Raw genomic sequence first — 18171 nt, 5'->3', positions numbered from 1 at the left:
TGCGGATTTGCCGCTTCACCCGCTGAATGTGGTGAAGATCCGACCTGGGAAGGACGGACTCCGTGCCGTGGTCGTACGGCAGTTGTATGCCGTACGACCACGGGGCCACGCCCTGCCGTCAGCCCGCCCGGCGGGCCGTGAGGAGCAGGTACTCCCACTCCAGGACGGTCGCGCCCGAGCCCGCTTTCAGGTCCCCGTCGCGGGCGAGGTCCACCAGGGCGCCGTCGAGGGCGGCGGCGCGTTCGGGTTCACCGGCGAGGTTCTTGTAGACGCTGATGGTGGGGCCGTAGCGGTCCTTGAAGTAGTCGCGGAACGCCTCGGGCGTCTCGAAGCGGTCGACGCGGACCGTGCGGCGCTCGGCGCGGACGTCCGTGACCCGGTCGCCGAGCAGGGCGCGGACGTGGTCCTCGTCCCCCCACAGAGGCGGTGGCTCGGCTCCGGGCGGGGGCGGCGGCGCGTACGGCTTCATCACGGCGAACATCCGGCCGATGAAGCCCTGGGGCGTCCAGCTGAGCAGTCCAATGGTGCCGCCGGGACGGCAGACCCGGACGAGTTCGTCGGCGGCCTGCCGGTGGTGCGGGGCGAACATGACGCCGACGCAGGACAGCACGGTGTCGAACTCCGCGTCGCCGAACGGCAGCGCCTCGGCGTCGGCCTCCTGCCAGACGAGCTGCGCCCCCTGCTTCTCGGCCGCCCGCCGACCGGCGTCGAACAGCTCCGGCGTCAGGTCGGAGGCCACCACGTCCGCACCGGCCAGGGTCGCCGGTATCGCGGCGTTGCCGGAGCCGGCGCCCACGTCCAGCACCCGCAGACCGGGGCGCACTCCGCACGCCTCGACCAGGATCGCTCCCAGCTCGGGGATGACCTCGGCGGCCAGGGACGGGTAGTCGCCCTGGGCCCACATCGCCCGGTGCTTGGACTTCAGGGCACGGTCGGCCTCGACCGCGCTGTGCTGCGTCGTCATCGCTGCGCTCCTCACCGGTCGGGCGGCGGTCGCGCGCCGACGGTTTTCGAGCGTTTCGCCGCCTGATACGAGCGTAGGGAGGGGGCGGGGACGTGTCTCGGCGGAGAGTGGACAGGAAGAGGGCTAGTCGGCCGAGGATGCCGCCGTGCGGTTCTCGGCCGCCGCGCGCTTGATCGCCGCGTCGCGCTTGCGGACGTACCAGACACCGATCAGTCCCAGCCCGCCACCGGCCAGGCAGGTCCACACCCACCAGGTGTGACCGTGATCGTCGAACCAGCCGTAGAAGGGGAGCTGGACCAGGAAGAGGACGAACCACAGGATGGTGCCGCCGGTGATGGTGGCGACCACGGGGCCCTCCAGGGGCTCCGGCGCCTCGTGTCTGGGGGTCCACTTCGCCATGGGGACAGCTTACGAGGCGATCAGGTCTACGCGCGGAGATGGCCGATGGTGGCTTTATATGTTCATACTGAAACGGTTTATGTCTGACCACTTCTCTTCGTAGGAAACACCAACACATGTCCTCCTCGGCTCCCGCCAAGGTCCCCGCCCCTGATCAGCCGGGAGCCGGGCGCACGTACGGCGCACTCGACCGCTTCTTCCGGATCTCCGAGCGGGGCAGCACCCTGCCGCGCGAGGTCCGGGGCGGTCTCGCCACCTTCTTCGCGATGGCCTACATCATCGTGCTGAACCCGATCATCCTCGGCAGCGCCAAGGACATGTACGGTCACCAGCTCGACAACGGGCAGCTGGTCACCGCGACGGCCCTCACCGCCGCGCTGACCACCCTCCTCATGGGCGTCATCGGCAACGTCCCGATCGCGCTGGCCGCCGGTCTCGGTGTGAACTCCGTCGTCGCCCTCCAGCTCGCCCCGCGCATGTCCTGGCCGGACGCGATGGGCATGGTGGTCCTCGCCGGGTTCGTGGTCATGCTGCTGGTCGCCACGGGGCTGCGCGAGCGCGTCATGAACGCCGTGCCCTACGGGCTGCGCAAGGCCATCTCCATCGGTATCGGCCTGTTCATCATGCTGATCGGGCTCGTCGACGCGGGCTTCGTCTCCCGGATCCCGGACGCCGCCCAGACCACCGTCCCGCTCCAGCTGGGCGGCGACGGTCACCTCAACGGCTGGCCGGTCCTCGTCTTCGTCCTGGGCGTCCTGCTGACTCTCGCGCTGATCGTACGCAAGGTCTCCGGCGCGATCCTGATCTCGATCGTCGCCATGACGGTCCTCGCGGTGGTCATCAACTCGGTGGCCGAGGTGCCGAGCTGGGGCCTGACCACGCCCACCTGGCCCGGCAACCCGGTCGCGAGCCCCGACTTCGGGCTGATCGGGCAGGTCAGCCTGTTCGGCGGCTTCGGCAAGGTCGGCGTGCTGACCGGGGTGCTGTTCGTCTTCACCGTGCTGCTGTCGTGCTTCTTCGACGCGATGGGCACGATCATGGGCGTCTCCGACGAGGCGAAGCTGACCGACGGCGAGGGACAGATGCCCGGCATCAACCGGGTGCTGTTCGTCGACGGCCTCGCGGTCGCCGCCGGCGGCGCCAGCTCCTCCTCCGCGACGACCGCGTTCGTCGAGTCCACGGCCGGTGTCGGCGAGGGCGCCCGGACCGGTCTGGCCAATGTCGTCACCGGCGGCCTCTTCGCCGCGGCCCTCTTCCTGACGCCGGTCGCCACGATGGTCCCCTCCCAGGCGGCCACGCCCGCCCTGGTCGCGGTCGGCTTCCTGATCCTGGCCGGATCGGTGAAGGAGATCGACTGGGCGGACTACACGATCGCCGTCCCGGCTTTCGTGACGATGCTGATGATGCCGTTCACGTACTCGATCACCAACGGAATCGGCATGGGCTTCATCACCTTCGCCGTGCTGCGGCTCGCCGCCGGGCGGGGCCGGGAGGTGCCGTCGGCGATGTACGCGGTGGCGGCCGTGTTCGCGTTCTACTACCTGATGCCGGCGCTCGGTCTGACCTGATCCTCGTCGCCGGAGTCGGGGGCGCCGGGGGCGCCGGGGATGCCGGGGGAGTCAGGGGAGCCAGGGGCGCCGGGGGTGCCGTAGAACCTCTCCGTCTCCTCGACGGCGGCCTGGAAGCGCTGGTCGAAGTCATCTCGAATGAGCGTCCGGACGACATAGTCCTGGACGCTCATTCCTCTTTTCGCGGCGTGGTGCCTGAGCCGTTCGAGCAGGTCGCGGTCTATTCGCAGGCTGAGCACACTGGTCCCCATGAGCATGAGGGTCGCGGCACCGTTCGGTCCGGCGGGGCCCGTTCCGTCGCCTTGTCACCCATATGAGTGATGTCACGCTTCAGTGGCGGGCGTCACGGACGGCTGTACGCGTTCCGGCTGGTATTTAGCGAGAGTAATGAGTTACGCTAAAGAACATGCCGGACCTCAACCATGGCGACGACGTAGCCGCCGTGAACTCCCTCCGATCCGCGGTGATGCGGCTGTCCCGTCGGCTCAAGCACCAGCGGGTCGACGAATCGCTCAGCCCCACCGAGATGTCGGTGCTGGGCACCCTCTCGCTGTGCGGCAGGGCCACACCGGGTGAGCTCGCCCGCAAGGAGCACGTCCAGCCGCCGTCGATGACCCGCATCGTGGCACTGCTGGAGGCCAAGGGGCTGGTCCGGCTGGAGCCGCACCCCGAGGACCGGCGCCAGAAGGTCGTCACACGCACCGAGCAGGCCGAGGCCATGCTCGAGGAGAGCCGCGCCAAGCGGAACGCGTTCCTGGCCACGCTGGTGGAGAACCTCGACGAGGACGAGTGGGCGAAACTCCGCGCCGCCGCCCCCGTACTGGAGAAGCTCGCGCATCTGTAAGAAGCCGTTGCAAGGAGGCGACCCATTTGAGTTCGGGACCCGGAGCAGCTTCCGCCCCCGCACCTGACCCCCACGACTCCCCGCCCGCCTCGGATCCGCTTCCGCGCAAGTCCTCGATGTTCTCCTCCCTGAAGGTCAGGAACTACCGCCTGTTCTTCATGGGCCAGGTCGTCTCCAACATCGGCACCTGGATGCAGCGCATCGCCCAGGACTGGCTCGTGCTCAGCCTCACCGGCTCCTCCGCCGCCGTCGGCATAACGACCGCCCTGCAGTTCCTGCCGATGCTCCTCTTCGGCCTCTACGGCGGTGTCCTCGTCGACCGGCTGCGCAAGCGGCCCACCCTGCTCGTGACGCAGTCCTCGATGGCGCTCACGGCGATCGCCCTGGCCGTCCTCACCCTCACCGGACACGTCCAGGTGTGGCACGTGTACGTCGCCGCCTTCGCGGTCGGTCTGGCCACCGTCGTGGACAACCCGGCCCGGCAGTCCTTCGTCTCCGAGCTGGTCGGCCCGGGGCAGCTGCAGAACGCGGTCAGCCTTAACTCGGCGAACTTCCAGTCGGCCCGCCTGGTCGGCCCCGCCGTCGCGGGCATACTCATCACCGGCGTCGGCACCGGCTTCGCCTTCCTCTTCAACGGCCTGTCCTTCATCGCGCCGCTCACCGGCCTGCTGCTGATGCGGGCCCGCGAGCTGCACGTCGTGGAGCGGGCCCCGCGGGGCAAGGGGCAGCTGCGGGAGGGTGTGCGCTACGTCACGGGCCGCCCGGAGCTGATCTGGCCGATCGTCCTGGTCGGCTTCGTCGGGACGTTCGCCTTCAACTTCCCCGTCTACCTCTCGGCCTTCGCGGACGACGTGTTCCACGCGGGTGCGGGCGCGTACAGCATGTTCAACACGCTGATGGCGGTCGGCTCGGTCGTGGGCGCACTGCTCGCGGCGCGACGGGGGACGGCCCGGCTGCGGCTGCTGATCGTGGCGGCCCTGGCCTTCGGCGCGCTGGAGATCGTGGCGGCGACGACCCCCACACTGTGGATGTTCGCCCTGCTCATGGTCCCGCTGGGCCTGTTCGGCATGACCGTCAACGTCACGACGAACACCAGCATCCAGATGTCCACGGACCCGGCCATGCGCGGCCGTGTCATGGCCCTCTACATGATGGTCTTCCTCGGTGGCTCGCCCGTCGGCGCCCCGATAGTCGGCTGGATCACGGACACGTACGGCGCGCGGGTCGGCCTCGCGGCCGGCGGTGCGGTGGCGGCGCTCGCCGCGGCCGTCATCGGCCTGATCCTGGCCCGGGTCGGCAACCTGCGGCTGTCGGTGGGCTGGCACGGCGGGCATCCCCGGGTGCGGTTCGTGCCCCGGGAGCAGGAGCAGCTGGCCCCGGCGGCGTAGTGCGGCGTCAGTCCCGGGGGAACTCCCCGGTCTCCAGGACGAGCCCGACCACGGTTCCGGTCAGGTCGATCTCGTCCCCGAAGTCCAGGCTCAGCTCGCCCCGGTACTCGCCGTCCTTGGGCTTGGTGTGCAGATGCCAGCGGCCGGTGTACGGATCCACGATCAGGTACACCGGCACGCCGGCGGCGGCGTACGCGTCCTTCTTGGGGCCGTAGTCGTTCGCCCCGGTCTTCCTGGAGATCACCTCGGCGACGAAGTCGACGTCCTGGTAGCGCCACAGGCCCTTGTCGTTCTGCGCCGCTCCCTCCGACATCACGGTGATGTCGGAGGCGAAGCCGTTGAGGTGGCCCGGGTAGTCGACACGGACGTCGGACTTCACGCGCTTGCGCGGGTACTTCGCGCGCAGCTGCTCCACGATGTTCGCGGTGATGTCCCAGTGGGCGTCCTGCTGAGGCGCCATGAAGATGTGCCCCCCGACGATCTCGACCCTGTAGCCCTCGGGGACCGGCATCGTCTCCACCCACTCGAACATCATGTCGAGGGTGAGTCCGTCGCTGCTGTCGGCCATCTCCATCCTGTCTGCGAGGGCGGTCACCGTGGCGCTCCTCCCCGGCCGCACCCGCGGGTGGAGCCGGCCGCGCGGTACAACGATACGCACGCTGACCGGGACACGCCCGGGTCCTGATGCCGCCTAGGGCCTGTCGTTTGGATCAGGTCGGCCGGGAGTGACAGCGCCTCTCGGCCGACCCGAGCGGGGCGTGGTGCGTGCAGATGCAAGGCGGAGGAGGGCGTCAACGCGATGGGGGTCCCTCCCGCGCGAGCGCAGCCGAGCGTGGGGGAGTTGACAACCGACGACAACGCGGCAGATGTGCGTGCCACGCCCCGCGACGCCGGCATGATCCAAACGACAGGCCCTAGACCCGTGGCCCGTGCGGGGCCGCGCAAGAACCCGGAGCCGTCGGCGGTCCCCGACCCTCACCGATCGCGGCGGCTCCGGAGCACGAGACGAAGGGGCGGCACCTGTGCGGAGGTGCCGCCCCTTCGGCGTCCCGGCCTGCCCGGGAAGACCTTCGCCCAGCCGGAGCTTCGCGGACGCGGCCTAGCCGTGGAGCCCTTCCCGCAGGCAGACGACGGTGCCGGTCCGGGCCGCGGTCAGCAGCGTGGTGAGGGTGGGCAGCCCGGTCGCCAGCGGGGTCGATTCCAGGTCGGCGAGGGCGAAGAAGCCGTGCTGGTCGTGCTCCGAGCTGCGCCGGACGGGCTGCCCGGCCGGGAGCCGGCCACCGTGGAAGTAGAAGTCGATCACCGGCCCCGTCTCCAGCACATCGGCCCGGTGGTCGTACCCGAGGAACCGCAGGTCTTCTTCCAGGGCGATGCCGGTCTCCTCGTGCAGCTCCCGGCGCGCGGCCCCGACGGGGTCCTCTCCGTGGTCGAGCATGCCGCCCGGCAGCCCCCAGAGCCCCGCGGCGGGCAGCCCCGCGGCGTAGCGCAGCAGCAGGATCCGGTCCTCGGCGTCGAGCAGCAGGACGCAGGACGCGACGATGGTCTGCGGCAGGGTCTTGACCCACTCGGCGCGGGGCAGCACACCCGGCGCGTTCGGGACGGGCACGGTCGTGTCCACGGTGGTGTTCCTTCCGTCGGCTGGACAGCCCGCTGCGAACTGCCCAACCGGTGGAACGGCCGGGCCCGCCGATGGTCACCGACGGGACCGGCTCAGGTGCCGCACGCGCCCCCCGTCAGGAGCGGAACGGGCCCGTCACCTCGTAGGTGATGCCGCCCGAGGAGCTGCCGCTGGTGCCGCGCTGGCTGGAGAAGTAGAGGCGGGTGCCGTCCGGGGAGAAGGCCGGGCCGGTGATCTCCGAGGCGGACTGGCCGTCGACGCGCAGGAACGAGGCGACGACGTCGTCCGGGGTGATCACGCAGATCTCCATGTTGCCTCCGTCCTCGGCGACGAACAGGTCGCCGGAGGAGGTGCCGGTGATGTTGTCGACGCCGGTGAGCGGGGCCGTGCCGTTGACGAGGGAGTCGTCGTAGGCCAGCTCGTAGGTGTTGTCGAGGAGGTTGAGCTGCCAGACGCGGTTGTCGCCCTTGGTGGTGAACCAGACGGTGTCGTTCGCGTAGTGACAGCCCTCGCCGCCGTTGAAGGACTTGGAACCGGAGACCTGGGAGCGGGTGGCGGTGGGGGAGCCGTCCGGGTCGGGGACATCGGCCCAGGTGAAGGAGCCGCTGGTGGCGCTGCCCGCGACCATCACCTGGAGCGTGCCGGAGGACAGGTTGCCCCAGGTCGTCGGCACGAAGCGGTAGAAGCGGCCGTTCGTCTCGTCCTCGGTCAGGTAGATCGCCCTGCGCACCGGGTCGGCGGCCGCCGCCTCGTGCTTGAAACGGCCCATCGCCGCGCGCTGCACCGCCGCGTTCGTGCCCCACGGGTCGGTCTCGTAGACGTAGCCGAGGGACACCTCCTCGCAGGACAGCCACGTGTTCCACGGCGTCTTGCCGCCCGCGCAGTTCTGCCGGGTGCCGGAGAGGATGCGGTACGCACCGGTGATCGCGCCCGTCGACGAGAACCTCACCGCGCTCGCGCCGCCCGAGGGATTGATCTCGGAGTTGGAGACGTAGATCCAGCCCGTGCCGTCGGCGTAACAGGCGCCGCCGTCCGGGGCGTTGTGCCAGGTGTACGACGTGGTCCCGACCCGCTGGCCCGACCGGGCGATGATCCGGCTCGTGAAGCCGGCGGGGAGCCTGACGCCGTTGGCGTCGGGGGAGCCCAGCGGCCCGTAGGGGCCGGTGCCGGGCTGGGCCGGTGCCGCGTACGCGGCACCGCGCCACAGGGTTCCGCCCAGAGCGGCCGATGTGCCGCCGAGGACGGCCGCACGCAGGAGGTTACGACGTTCCACTCTCACTCCAGAGGTGCCGTACCGCCCTGCCGCCGGTCGACGGCAGGGTCGTGCGTGGGGGGAGGCGGGAAGGACGCTAAGGGAGCCGGATTGACGGGGCATGGACAACTCGTGGCCGTGGGGCGGCATGCGGGCGCCACCGGCGCCGCCTGTGCTGCGCGCTGTTCGTGGCGTCTGTGCTGCGTGCTCTTCATGGCGCCTGCGCTGCGTGCTGCACGGGCCGCTTGTGCTGCGTGCTGCGTGCTGCACGGGCCGCTTGTGCTGCGTGCTGCGTGCTGCACGGGCCGCTTGTGCTGCGTGCTGCACGGGCCGCTTGTGCTGCTCGCTGCTTCTGCTTCTGTTTCTGATTCTGCCTACGCCGGCAGCGCCGGTGCCTCTCGTCTCGGCCTCCTCGGGCGGTCGCCGCCCGGTCCTGGACCGGCCTCGCCCGACGGCCGTGCGGAGGGCAGCCGGATCACCACGTCCAGGCCGCCGGTCGCCGCCGCGTGCAGGGCCGCCTCGCCGCCGCTGGCATGGGCCAGGCGCTGCACCAGGGCGAGACCCAGTCCCGTACCGCCCTTGGGGGCGCCCGGGGCGCGCCAGAAACGGTCGAAGGCGCGAGTTCGCTGCTCCTCCGTCATGCCCGGGCCCTCGTCGGTCACGTGCAGGTCGACCCAGCGGGGCCTGCCGTCGCGCAACGCCCGCCGCGGCGGGGCCTGCAGCCGCAGCTCGATCGTGACGGTGCTGCCCGCCGGGGACGCCCGCAGGGCGTTGGACAGCAGGTTGTCCATGATCTGCTCGACGGCCCCCGGCACGGCGAGCACCGGGCCCACGCTCCCCGCGAACAGCACGAGGGAAACGCCCTCCCGTGCGAACAGGGGTTGCCACGTCCGGTGCCGCTCCACGCAGACCGTGCCCAGGTCGACGGTGGCGGGAATGGCGGCGTGCTCCTCCAGCCGGGCCATGGCCAGCAGGTGCTCGACCATCCGGGCCAGCCGGTCCGTCTCCGTGACGGCGGCGGTGAGGCTGCCCCGGCCCCGGGCGGCGATGTCCGGCTCCAGGTTCTCCAGGCGCAGCCGCAACGCCGCCAGGGGCGTCTTCAGCTGGTGCGAGGCCTCACCGGCGAACGCCCGCTGGGACGCCAGCAGATGGGCGAGCCGGGCGGCGGTGTGGTTGAACGCGGCGGCCAGCGAGCGGACTTCCGGCGGCCCCTTCGTGATCGTCACCGGGGCGAACCGGCCGCCCTCGGCCAAGTCGTGCGTGGCCTGCTCCAGTTCGCGGATGGGGCGGCCCGCCCAGCGGGCGAAGGCGAAGCCGACCACGGCGACCGACGTCAGCACGGCCCCTCCGCCCAGCGCCAGCAGCAGCCACACATGGTGGACCCGTTCGTGCACCGTCCGGGTGGGCACCGTCAGCCACACCGCACCCACCGGCCGTGCCTCCTGGCCGACCGGCGCGGCCACGGACAGATACTCCACCCCGCCGATCGTGGAGGTACGGACATCCACCGTCGACGTGCCCCGCAGGGCGGCCGCGATGCCCGGCCGCGCGGCCAGGTCGCCGGAAACCCCGGCGTCGACCGGGTGCGAGGTGGCGAGCGGGGCGCCCGAGGCGTCGACGATCACCACTTTCCCGCCGATGCGCTCCGCGCAGTGCGCGACCCGTGTGGGCAGGTCCTGCTCGGCCCGCCCCGCCGCGAGGGACAGCGCGGCGTACGCGGACACCGACTCGGCCTCGTCCTTCGCCGCGTTGACGACCCGCTCCCGCTCACCGCGCGAGTAGACGAAGCCCAGCGGGATCTCCAGGCAGAGCAGGACCAGCGCCGCGAGGCTGAGATAGCTGAGCAGCAGCCGGCGGGTCACGGAGAGGCCACCTGCGCGGTCGGCCCCGTGTGCACCGACAGCCGGAAGCCGACGCCCCGCAGCGTCCTGATCCACGCCGGGTGCCCCAACTTGCGACGCAGCGCGGCCACATGGACGTCCAGGGTCTTGGTCGGGCCGTCGTAGTGCGGGTCCCAGACGCGGTCGAGGATCTGCTGCCGCGAGTAGACCGCGCCCGGGTCCTCGCTGAGCAGCGCCAGCAGGTCGAACTCCTTGGGCGTGAGCGGGACGGGGGCGTCACCCACCCAGACCTGGCGGGTGCGGCGGTCCACGACCAGCGGGCCGGGGTCGTGCGGCGGGTCGGGGGCGGGGTGGTACGAGGTCGTCGCGGGCGGTTCGTAGGACAGCGCCGGGGCCGGTTCGTGGGCGGGCGCCGCGGCCGGCTCGTACGGCGGCGGCTCGGGGGTGCCCCGCGTGCCCGGAGCCTCGGGGAACGCCTGGTGGGTGCGGTGCGTGCGGCGGGTCACGGCACGGACCCGGGCGACCAGTTCGCGCACGCTGAAAGGTTTCGCCAGGTAGTCGTCGGCGCCCAGCTCCAGACCCAGCACGCGGTCGGCCTCCTCGCCGCGCGCGCTGAGGATGACGATGGGTACGTCCGAGACCTGCCGGATGCCGCGGCAGACGTCGATGCCGTCCATGTCCGGCAGCCCCAGGTCGAGCAGGACGACGTCGTTGTACGGGCCTCTCAGCCCGTCCGTCCCGGTGGCGACGTGGTCGACCGTCAGTCCGAAGTGGCCGAGCCCTTCGGTGAGCGGCTCGGCGATCGTCTCGTCGTCTTCGATGAGCAGCACTCGTAGGCCCATACGTCCTGTCTCTCCGTGAAACCGGCATGAATCCGGGCAGCGTCAATTCGCATTACCTGCCGCGGGGTTCACACGCTACAAGAAGACGCCGCATCTGGGAATGAGGGCAGAAAATGTTCAATTGCTGGCCGGGCCCTGTGCTTTGCTTAACCTTCCTCTGTAGGTAGGCGGTCTACGGTGGGGTGCATCGGATGAACCCCCAGCTCAGGAGAGTGCGTTGAAGGCTTTGCTGGACCGTGCCCGTGCGTTCAGGACGCGTGCCGATTTCGACAGCGGCGAATTCCGGAAACTGGCTGAAGGGCAATATCCGGAGGCGTTGTTCATTACCTGCTCGGACTCGCGGGTCATACCCGCGATGATCACGGGTGCGCGACCCGGGGAGATATTCGAGCTCCGGAACGCGGGAAATATCGTGCCGCCCTACGGACGGCCCGGGGCCTGTGGAGAGGCGGCCACCATCGAGTACGCACTGGAGGTGCTCGGGGTTCAGGACATCGTGGTGTGCGGTCACTCACACTGCGGTGCGATGGGTGCGCTGAAGTCCGGCGACGACCTGTCGGCACTGCCAGGCGTGGACGCCTGGCTGCGCATCGCCCGCCCCGAGCTGACCTCCGTACTCCAGACCGCGCCGGACGACCCGTCGCTGCCGGAGGTCTCCCAGGGCAACGTCGTCAACCAGCTGGCGGCATTGCGCAGTTACCCCGTGGTACGACAACGCCTCGACTCGGGCCGGCTCCGGCTGCACGGCTGGTACTACGAGGTCGACACCGGCTTCGTGTACGAACTCGGCGACGACGGCGACTTCCGGGTGCACGCCGCGTGAGCGGGGCGCACGCACGGGGGCGGACATGGGGAGGCCCGGGCGGCGGGCGGTACGGGGGGTCGCCGGGCGGCGACGGCGGCCGACAGGGGGGCGGGCCGCCGCCGGGGGGCGACGCCGAGTGGGGGGCCGGTTCCGTGGGGGACCCGGGGGCTTGGCCCGGGGACGCGGGAGGCCGGCCGGGGGATGCGGGGGCCTGGACGGGCGGATGGTCCGGGAGCGGGGCAGGGGGGCACTCGGATCGCGGGCCGGGCGGAGGCCTGCCGGGCCGTCCGGACGTCCTGGGGCGCTCGAACACCCCCGGCGACCCGGGCAGCTCGGGCGCCGGTGCGCTCGGTGGGCTGATCCGGGGTCTGGTGAGTGGTGCCAAGGGCGGTGGCGGCAAGGGGGCGAGGGGTGACCTCGTCACCGACATCACCGCCTCGCTCGTCGTCTTCCTCGTCGCCCTGCCGCTGTGCATCGGTGTCGCCGTCGCCTCCGGCGTTCCCGCCGAACTCGGGATCATCTCCGGGGTGATCGGCGGCCTGGTCGTCGGCGCGGTCCGGGGCAGCACGCTCCAGGTCAGCGGCCCGGCCGCGGGGCTCGCCGCGCTGGTCGCGGAGACCGTCGCCGAGGTCGGCGTGGCCATGCTCGGCGTGATCGTGCTGTTCGCCGGCATCCTCCAGATCGTCCTGGGACTGGTGCGTCTCGGCCGCATGTTCCAGGCCATCTCCGTCGCCGTCGTCCAGGGCATGCTCGCCGGCATCGGCGTACCGCTGATGTTCAGCCAGGCCTACCCGATGGCCGATGCCAAGGCCCCCGGCACCGCGCTCGAGAACATGGCCGGCATCCCCGGCCTGCTGGCCGGCGTCCTGACGAACCCGCAGGCGATGATCGCCACCCTGCTCGGCGTCGTCACGATCGTGCTCAGCTTCGTCTGGAAGAAGGTGCCCGGACCGGCCGGGAAGATCCCCGCCGCCCTGGTCGCCGTGGGCATCGGCATGCTCGTGGCCGCGCTGCCCGGCGTGGACGTGAAGACGCTCCAGGTGGGCAACCTGCTCAACTCGGTGGCGGTGCCGGGGGCCGAGCAGTTCGCGGGACTGGCCGACGGGACGATCATCACCGCCGTCCTCACCTTCACCGTCATCGCGTCCGCGGAGAGCCTGTTCACGGCCGCCGCCGTGGACCGGATGCACAGCGGTCCGCGCACCCGTTACAACACCGAGCTGATCGCGCAGGGCGCCGGCAACACCGTCGCGGGACTCCTCGGCGCGCTCCCCGTCACCGCGGTGGTGGCGCGCAGTTCGGCCAACGTCCAGGCCGGGGCCAAGACCCGGCTCTCCCGTACCCTGCACGGCCTGTGGCTGCTCGCGTTCGCGCTGCTGCTGCCGCAGGTGCTCGCCCTGATCCCGATCTCCGTGCTGGCCGGCGTCCTCGTGCACAGCGGCTGGAAGCTGTTCGGGCCCGCGGAGTTTCCGAAGATGTGGCGGCAGGACCGGGGCGAGTTCGCGGTGATGACGATGACCATGCTGGTCATCGTGGCGACGGCGCTGCTGGAGGGTGTGCTGTTCGGTCTCGCCGCGGGGATCGTGCTGGCCGCGCTGCGCATGTCGCAGACCGTGATCCGCCAGCACGTCGAGCAGGACACGGCGAAGGTCGTCATGGCGGGTAACGCCACGTTCCTGCGGCTGCCGAAGGTGATCGACGCGCTGGAGGCGGCCGCCGCGTCCGGCAAGCCGCGGATCCGTCTCGACCTGACCGGCGTGACCCACTTGGACCACGCCTGCCGCAACCAGGTCGAGGAGTTCACCGCCCAGCAGCGGGGACTGGGGCTGCGGGTGGAGCTGCTGATGCCGGGGGAGGCGAAGCAGGCCGGTTCCGGGACGCCCGTCTTCGAGCCTCCGGCCACGGCGCCGCTGCCCAGGCGTTCGGTTCCCACGGCGCACAAAGAGGCGGCCGGGCCGTCTCCCTGGCCCACCGCGCAGGAGGAGGCGGCCGGGCCGTCGCCCTGGCCCACCGCGCAGGAGGAGGCGGCCGGGCCGTCGCCCTGGCCCACGGCGCAGGAGGAGGCGGCCGGGCCGTCTCCCTGGCCCACCGCCGACGCCGAGTGGTTCTACCTCGACACCCGGCCCCTGCCGGAGGAGCAGGCGCGCTCGCCCCTCGTGGGCTGACCCACCCGCTGCCGGACATGCCGCGGTGGCGTGCACACCCGAGTGGGCGTGCACGCCACCGCGTTCGTGCGGGGGGCCGGTTCAGCCGCAGCCGCCGGAGATCCACCGGTGGGAGCGGACCGTACGTACCGGCCAGGTTGCCTCCGTGCTGCCGGCGGGTGCGGCCGACGCGGGCGGAGAGGTTCTACGAGGTCCGGACCTTGTACGCCGTCACCCGGACCGTCTCGTCGTCCAGGCACTGGCCGGACGCCAGGTCGAAGCGCTGCTTCAGCAGGGGCGAGGCGACGAAGGGGCGGCCCTGGTGGGTGCCGGTGAGGCCCCGGGAGAGGACGGCCGCGCCGGTGAAGGGGTCGCGGTTGTCGATGGCGAACAGGTCACCGGAGCGGTCGCGGAAGACCGCGGCCTGCCGGCCGTCCGGCAGCAGTGCGGCCACCCCGCGGCCCGGAAGCAGCGCGCGCAGGTCGCAGACCGCGAACCAGTCGTCGTCCAGGGCGATCTCGATCGTGAGGTCGGTGGTCTCGGGTGCCAGGGTCATCGCTGGGCGCTTCCTTCCAGTACGTCAGCGGCGGGTCGCATGCCGATGGACAGCAGCGGCAGGTCGGGCTTCATCTGGTCGCGCTCGGGCACGAAGGCGACGACGGGGTCCGGGGTGTCCGGCGCGTTCACGAAGGACACGAACCGGGCGAGCTTCTCGGGGTCGTTGATGGTCTCGGCCCACTCGTCGCGGTAGTGCGCGACATGCGCCCGCATCAGCTGCTCCAGCTCGTCGCAGATGCCGAGCGAGTCGTGGACGACGACGTCCCGCACGTGGTCCAGGCCGCCGGGGATCCGCTCCAGCCAGGTCGACGTGCGCTCCAGGCGGTCGGCCGTACGGATGTAGAACATCAGGAACCGGTCGATCAGCCGGACCAGTTCGGCGTCCGACAGGTCCTGCGCGAGCAGGTCCGCGTGACGCGGGGTCGCGCCGCCGTTACCGCCGACGTACAGGTTCCAGCCGTTGGCGGTGGCGATCACGCCGAAGTCCTTCGACTGGGCCTCCGCGCACTCGCGCTGGCAGCCCGATACCGCCGACTTGAGCTTGTGGGGCGACCGGAGCCCCCGGTAGCGCAGCTCCAGGTCGATCGCCATCTTCACGGAGTCCTGGACGCCGTAGCGGCACCAGGTCTGGCCGACGCAGGACTTCACCGTGCGCAGCGACTTGCCGTAGGCGTGGCCGGACTCGAAGCCGGCGTCGACCAAGCGGGCCCAGATCAGCGGCAGCTGCTCGACGCGGGCGCCGAACATGTCGATCCGCTGACCGCCGGTGATCTTCGTGTAGAGGCCGAAGTCGCGGGCGATCTCGCCGATCACGATCAGCTTCTCCGGGGCGATCTCGCCGCCGGGGATCCGCGGCACGACCGAGTACGAGCCGTTCTTCTGCAGGTTGGCCAGGAAGTGGTCGTTGGTGTCCTGCAGGGCCGCCTGCTCGCCGTCCAGGACGTAGCCGCTCGCGCCGATCGTCGGGGCGAGCGAGGCGATGATCGAGCCGACGGTCGGCTTGCAGACCTCGCAGCCGTCACCGCCCCGGGCCTCCTCGCGGCCGTGGCGGTCCAGCAGGTCCTGGTAGGTGGTGATGCGCAGCGCGAGGACGATCTCGTAGAGCTCCTCGCGGGTCTGGCCGAAGCAGCCGCACAGGCCCTTGTCGACCTCGACACCGCTCGCCTCCAGCTCGGCGTTGACGAGCTGGCCGAGGACCTTCACGCAGGAGCCGCAGCCGGTGCCGGCCTTGGTGCACTTCTTCACCTCGGGCACGGTCGTGCACTGGTGGTCGGTGACCGCGCCGCGGATCGTGCCCTTGGAGACGTTGTGGCAGGAGCAGACGATCGCGTCGTCCGGCAGCGCCGACGGGCCGAGCTGGACGGACTCCCCGGCACCGGCGGGCAGCACCAGCGACTCGGGCGAGACCGGCGGGACCGAACCGGTGAAGGCCTTCAGCGTGCCGTAGGCGTCCGCGTCGCCGACCAGGATGCCGCCGAGGAGCGTGCCGTCGCGGCCGATGACCAGCTTCTTGTACAGGCCCGCGCGGGAGTCGGAGTAGACGACGTCCAGGCAGTCCTCGGCGGTGCCGTGCGCGTCGCCGAAGGACGCCACGTCCACGCCGAGCAGCTTCAGCTTGGTGGAGAGGTCGGCGCCGGTGAAGGACGCCTCGTCCGAGGCGATCGTGGCCGCCGCCGTCTCGGCCTGCTCGTAGCCCGGGGCCACCAGGCCGTACACCCGGCCGTCGGAGGCCAGCGCGCACTCGCCGATCGCGAAGACGTGCGGGTCGGCGACCGTGCGGCACTGCTCGTCGACCGTGATGCCGCCGCGCTCGCCGACCGTCAGTCCGCAGTCGCGGGCCAGCTGGTCGCGGGGGCGCACACCGGCGGAGAACACCACCATGTCGGTGGCCAGTTCGGAGCCGTCGGAGAGCTTCATGCCGGTGACGGCGCCCTCGGCGTCGACCAGGATCTCCTGCGTGCCCACGCCCGTGTGGACGGTCAGGCCCATCTCCTCGATGGTGCGCAGCAGCGCGGCGCCGCCGCCGTCGTCCACCTGGACGGGCATCAGCCGGGGAGCGAACTCCACGATGTGGGAGGTGAGTCCGAGGCCCTTCAGCGCGCCGGCCGCTTCCAGTCCGAGCAGGCCGCCGCCGACCACCGCGCCGACCGTCGCCTTGGACTTGGCGTACTCCTCGATCGCGAGGAGGTCCTCGATCGTGCGGTAGACGAAACAGCCCTCGGCGTCCTTGTTCGGCACCGGCGGGACGAAGGGGAAGGAGCCGGTGGCGAGGACGAGGGTGTCGTAGTCGAAGACCTGGCCCGAGCGGGCCGTGACCTTCTTCGCCTCACGGTCGACGGTCTCGGCCGGGTCGCCGACGTACAGCTCGATGCCGTGCGTGGCGATGAACTCCATGTCGGTCATGGAGAGGTCCTCGGGCGTCTTCCCCGAGAAGTACGAGGTGAGGGCGACGCGGTCGTAGGCCGGACGCGGCTCCTCGCAGAGTACGACCACGCGGTGCGTGGCGGTCAGGCCGCGCTCGGCGAGCGCTTCGAGGAAGCGCTGGCCGACCATGCCGTGGCCGACGAGCACGATCGTGGGGGTCGTCCCCTGGGTGGCCGTCATCAGGAGCCTCCATCGTTGGTGAGCAGGTGGAGCAGGGGGCCGCCGTCGGAGGGGAGCGGCTCTGCTCCCTCCCAGGCGCGGGCGAGCGCGCCGACGGTGCCGAGTTCGCCGACGAGGACCCCGCCGACCAGGCGGTCGTCGCGGACGACGACCTTGCGGTAGGTGCCGCGGGTGGCGTCGGCGAGCTGGACGACGTCGTCGCCCGGGAGCGCCTCGGTCTCGCCGAACGCGGCGAGGTCGAAGGGGCTGTCGTGCCCCGTGAGGGTGAGCCGGGTCAGCGAGCGCGTGCCGGTGTACCGGGCGCTCGTGTCCCCGGCCAGCAACTCGGCCAGCGCGTCGGCCTGTTCGAGCGCCGGAGTGGCGAGTCCGTAGAGCACGTCGGCGTGCTGGGCGCAGTCGCCGACGGCGTGGATGTACGGGTCGGAGGTGCGCAGCTCGTCGTCGACGACGACGCCCTTGCGGACGTCGAGTCCGGCGGCCTGCGCGAGACCGACCCGGGGGTGGACACCGCAGGCGACGACCACCAGGTCCGCGTCGAGCGCGTATCCGTCGGCCATCTCCACCGAGCGGACCGCGCCGCCGACGCAGCGCACGTCCCGCACGCGGCACTCGGTGTGCACCTCGACGCCCAGGTCGGTCAGGTGCCGCTTGACGAGCTTCGAGGCGGCCGGGTCGAGCTGGCGTTCCATCAGCCGCTCGGACTGCTGGGCGAGTACGACCTGGGCGCCGCGCAGGGCGAGCGCCCGGGCCGCCGACACACCGAGGAGACCGCCGCCGACGACGACGGCCCGCGCGCCCGGCCGGACCGCCTTCGACAGCCCCAGGCAGTCGTCCATGGTCCGGAAGGCGTGCACACCCTCGGGCAGTTCGTGATTCTCGGTGAACAGGCCCCGCAGCGGCGGCAGTACGGGGTTGGAGCCGGTCGCGAGAACCAGCCGGTCGTATGCGATCACCGTCCCGTCCGCGCAGGCGACGGTGCGCTGTGCCCGGTCGATGGCGACGACGCGGCCGCGCACGATCCGGGCCGGCGCCGGCAGGGCGATCACCTCGGGGCTGTACCGTCCGGCCAGCACCTCGGCGAGCAGGACCCGGTTGTAGGGCCGGTGTTCCTCCTCGCCGATCAGCAGCGCGGGCGTGCCGAGCTCACCGAGCCGCCGGGCGAGCCGTACGCCCGCGAGGCCGGTGCCGATCACCACCACACGCTCATTCGAGGTCATGCACTCGAGCGTGCGGTGCCGGTGTTACCCGGCAGCATCACCTCTGTTTCCCGCGGGGAACGCTGCCCTCAGCGGGCGGTGGCGGTGGGTGTGAGGGTTCCTGAACTGGGACGACGACCCACTGTGA

Annotated in this window: 15 protein-coding genes and 1 pseudogene; 5 read left to right on the top strand and 11 right to left on the bottom strand. The window is 71.4% G+C overall.

The features are described from left to right. Positions 1-118 precede the first annotated feature (118 nt). Positions 119-964: a class I SAM-dependent methyltransferase gene (locus tag ACFY5B_RS13170; protein ID WP_389968386.1), complete on the bottom strand. Its 846-nt coding sequence runs from the start codon at positions 962-964 to the stop codon at positions 119-121. 123 nt (positions 965-1087) lie between these two features. After that, positions 1088-1363 (bottom strand): DUF2530 domain-containing protein, encoded by a 276-nt coding sequence (locus tag ACFY5B_RS13165; RefSeq protein WP_389968384.1) that lies wholly within the window; start codon positions 1361-1363, stop codon positions 1088-1090. Positions 1364-1479: 116 nt separating this feature from the next. Here ACFY5B_RS13165 and ACFY5B_RS13160 point away from each other — a divergent pair, with 116 nt between their 5' ends. Then, a complete protein-coding gene (locus ACFY5B_RS13160) occupies positions 1480-2931 on the top strand; it encodes an NCS2 family permease (protein WP_389968382.1) in 1452 nt (483 codons plus the stop codon). 77 nt (positions 2932-3008) lie between these two features. Here ACFY5B_RS13160 and ACFY5B_RS13155 read toward each other — a convergent pair. Beyond that, positions 3009-3188 (bottom strand): annotated as a pseudogene (locus ACFY5B_RS13155) (ribbon-helix-helix protein, CopG family); the annotation flags it as partial. Between the two features lie 149 nt (positions 3189-3337). Between ACFY5B_RS13155 and ACFY5B_RS13150 the strand changes: the two are divergent. Together ACFY5B_RS13150 and ACFY5B_RS13145 are read left to right on the top strand one after the other, a co-directional pair. After that, positions 3338-3775 carry a MarR family winged helix-turn-helix transcriptional regulator gene (locus ACFY5B_RS13150; RefSeq protein ID WP_053672640.1) on the top strand — a complete coding sequence of 146 codons (438 nt, stop codon included), beginning with the start codon at positions 3338-3340 and terminating at the stop codon, positions 3773-3775. Between the two features lie 26 nt (positions 3776-3801). Beyond that, positions 3802-5163 (top strand): MFS transporter, encoded by a 1362-nt coding sequence (locus tag ACFY5B_RS13145; RefSeq protein WP_389968379.1) that lies wholly within the window; start codon positions 3802-3804, stop codon positions 5161-5163. 7 nt (positions 5164-5170) lie between these two features. On the opposite strand, the gene ACFY5B_RS13140 is transcribed toward ACFY5B_RS13145, so the two are convergent. The 5 genes from ACFY5B_RS13140 to ACFY5B_RS13120 all read right to left on the bottom strand — a co-directional run bounded on the left by ACFY5B_RS13140 (position 5171) and on the right by ACFY5B_RS13120 (position 10716). Then, on the bottom strand, positions 5171-5758 hold the full coding sequence (locus ACFY5B_RS13140) for a Uma2 family endonuclease (RefSeq protein WP_389968378.1): 588 nt from the start codon (positions 5756-5758) through the stop codon (positions 5171-5173). A gap of 504 nt (positions 5759-6262) precedes the next feature. Then, positions 6263-6781 carry an NUDIX hydrolase gene (locus tag ACFY5B_RS13135; RefSeq protein WP_389968376.1) on the bottom strand — a complete coding sequence of 173 codons (519 nt, stop codon included), beginning with the start codon at positions 6779-6781 and terminating at the stop codon, positions 6263-6265. Positions 6782-6896: 115 nt separating this feature from the next. Continuing rightward, on the bottom strand, positions 6897-8054 hold the full coding sequence (locus ACFY5B_RS13130; protein ID WP_389968374.1) for an alkaline phosphatase PhoX: 1158 nt from the start codon (positions 8052-8054) through the stop codon (positions 6897-6899). 353 nt (positions 8055-8407) lie between these two features. Then, a complete protein-coding gene (locus tag ACFY5B_RS13125) occupies positions 8408-9895 on the bottom strand; it encodes an ATP-binding protein (RefSeq protein ID WP_389968372.1) in 1488 nt (495 codons plus the stop codon). Next, positions 9892-10716 (bottom strand): response regulator transcription factor, encoded by an 825-nt coding sequence (locus tag ACFY5B_RS13120; RefSeq protein ID WP_389968370.1) that lies wholly within the window; start codon positions 10714-10716, stop codon positions 9892-9894. Before ACFY5B_RS13120 ends, ACFY5B_RS13125 begins: the two co-directional genes overlap by 4 nt. A gap of 217 nt (positions 10717-10933) precedes the next feature. Here ACFY5B_RS13120 and ACFY5B_RS13115 point away from each other — a divergent pair, with 217 nt between their 5' ends. Both ACFY5B_RS13115 and ACFY5B_RS13110 read left to right on the top strand, forming a co-directional pair. Further along, positions 10934-11539, top strand: coding sequence for a carbonic anhydrase (locus ACFY5B_RS13115; RefSeq protein WP_389968369.1), 606 nt, complete (start codon positions 10934-10936; stop codon positions 11537-11539). A 353-nt stretch (positions 11540-11892) separates the two neighbouring features. Then, positions 11893-13686 (top strand): SulP family inorganic anion transporter, encoded by a 1794-nt coding sequence (locus ACFY5B_RS13110; protein WP_389968367.1) that lies wholly within the window; start codon positions 11893-11895, stop codon positions 13684-13686. A gap of 184 nt (positions 13687-13870) precedes the next feature. Here ACFY5B_RS13110 and nirD read toward each other — a convergent pair whose 3' ends face one another. The 3 genes from nirD to ACFY5B_RS13095 are packed head-to-tail and all read right to left on the bottom strand — an operon-like array spanning position 13871 to position 18044. Then, complete coding sequence (gene nirD, locus ACFY5B_RS13105) at positions 13871-14221, bottom strand: nitrite reductase small subunit NirD (protein WP_389968365.1); 351 nt, start codon at positions 14219-14221, stop codon at positions 13871-13873. Then, on the bottom strand, positions 14218-16827 hold the full coding sequence (gene nirB / locus ACFY5B_RS13100) for a nitrite reductase large subunit NirB (RefSeq protein WP_389968363.1): 2610 nt from the start codon (positions 16825-16827) through the stop codon (positions 14218-14220). The genes nirD and nirB overlap by 4 nt, the downstream gene beginning before the upstream one ends. Further along, on the bottom strand, positions 16827-18044 hold the full coding sequence (locus tag ACFY5B_RS13095; protein WP_389968362.1) for an NAD(P)/FAD-dependent oxidoreductase: 1218 nt from the start codon (positions 18042-18044) through the stop codon (positions 16827-16829). Before ACFY5B_RS13095 ends, nirB begins: the two co-directional genes overlap by 1 nt. Between the last annotated feature and the right edge of the window lie 127 nt (positions 18045-18171).

The organism is Streptomyces sp. NPDC013187 (assembly GCF_042899705.1).
Lineage (GTDB): Bacteria > Actinomycetota > Actinomycetes > Streptomycetales > Streptomycetaceae > Streptomyces > Streptomyces hawaiiensis_A.
Note: the sequence above shows the minus strand (reverse complement) of the source record. Positions and strands in the feature narration are given on the sequence as shown.